Raw genomic sequence first — 1,362 nt, 5'->3', positions numbered from 1 at the left:
GGTGACGCATAATTTCTTTCGCAAATTGACAACCGCATAGCGGAACACGGCCCGCGCCCCGTCATATGATTTCTAGCGGCTAAACAACAAATCAACGACGAAAGGGGCACGGGCCGTGTCTGCGAACATCGTAACAGTCGACGAGGAGTCGCTGCGCAAGGACATAAAGAATCTGGTGAGGAAGACCGTCGAGGAGACGCTCAACGCGCTGCTCGACGAGGAGGCGTCCGAGCTCGTAGGGGCCGGGCGCTACGAGAGGACGGCAGGCCGGGAGGCATACCGCAGCGGCCACTACGCGAGAAAGCTCGTCACCGGGGCAGGAGAGGTCGAGCTCAACGTGCCGAAGCTGCGCGGCGCGACCTTCCAGACGGCCGTTATCGAGCGCTACCGCAGGCGCGAGACCTCGGTCGAGGAGGCCATCGTCGAGATGTACCTCGCGGGCGTCTCGACCAGGAGAATCGAGGACGTCTCCGAACTCCTCTGGGGAGCGCCCGTGTCCTCCGGCACCGTCTCCAACCTCAACGAGAAGGCGTTCGCGTCCATCGAGGCCTGGCGCCAGAGGCCGCTCGAGGGCGATTACCCTTACGTTTTCGTCGACGGCATCTACCTCAAGCGCAGCTGGGGAGGGTCCTACGAGAACGTGGCCGTTCTGGTGGCCATCGGCGTCAACTCCACCGGCGACCGGGAGGTCATCGGCTGCGCGGAGGGCTACACCGAGTCGGCGGACTCGTGGCGCGAGTTCTTCTCGTGGCTCAGGGGGCGCGGGCTCTCCGGCGTGCGGCTCGTCACCGGCGACAAGTGCGCGGGGATGCTCGGTGCGCTCGAGGAGGTGTTCCCCGGGGCACGCTACCAGCGCTGCACGGTCCACTTCTACCGAAACGTGTTGGGAAGGGTGCCCGTGACCAGGAGGAAGGCCGTGGCGCGCATGCTGAAGGCGATTCACGCGCAGGAATCGCGCGAGGCGTGCTCGAGGAAGGCGGCGGAGGTGGCGGACGAGCTGGACGGGATGAGGCTCGGCGCGGCCGCGAGGACGGTGCGCGACGGCTTCTCCGAGACTCTCGCCTACACGGACTTCCCGCCGGAGCACTGGCGCAGAATCCGGACCAATAACGGTATCGAGCGCATCAACCGCGAGATCAGGCGGAGGACGAGAGTCGTAGGGACCTTCCCGGACGGCAACTCGGCCCTGATGCTGGTGACGGCGAGGCTGAAGTACATCGTGGAGCACGAATGGGGCAAGAGGAGGTACCTGGACATGTCGAAGCTGGAGGAGATGGACGAGCTGAGCAAGAAGGCGGAGGGCTAGAGCAAGGCGGGGCCGAGGCCGCCTCGATCAATTTGCGAAAGAATCTTGACGGTACC

General features: G+C 64.8%; 1 protein-coding gene. It reads left to right on the top strand.

The window, feature by feature from the left end; all coding sequences use genetic code 11:
• Positions 1-115 precede the first annotated feature (115 nt).
• Positions 116-1,306, top strand: a complete 1,191-nt coding sequence (locus tag DW796_RS10310) for an IS256 family transposase (RefSeq protein WP_117648577.1) — start codon at positions 116-118, stop codon at positions 1,304-1,306.
• The last annotated feature ends 56 nt before the right edge of the window (positions 1,307-1,362 follow it).

Source organism: Collinsella sp. AM31-2AC (assembly GCF_003469285.1).
In the GTDB taxonomy this organism is placed as follows: Bacteria; Actinomycetota; Coriobacteriia; order Coriobacteriales; family Coriobacteriaceae; genus Collinsella; species Collinsella aerofaciens_AT.
The sequence above is the reverse complement of the archived record's forward strand: the minus strand, read 5'-3'. Positions and strand labels throughout refer to the sequence as shown.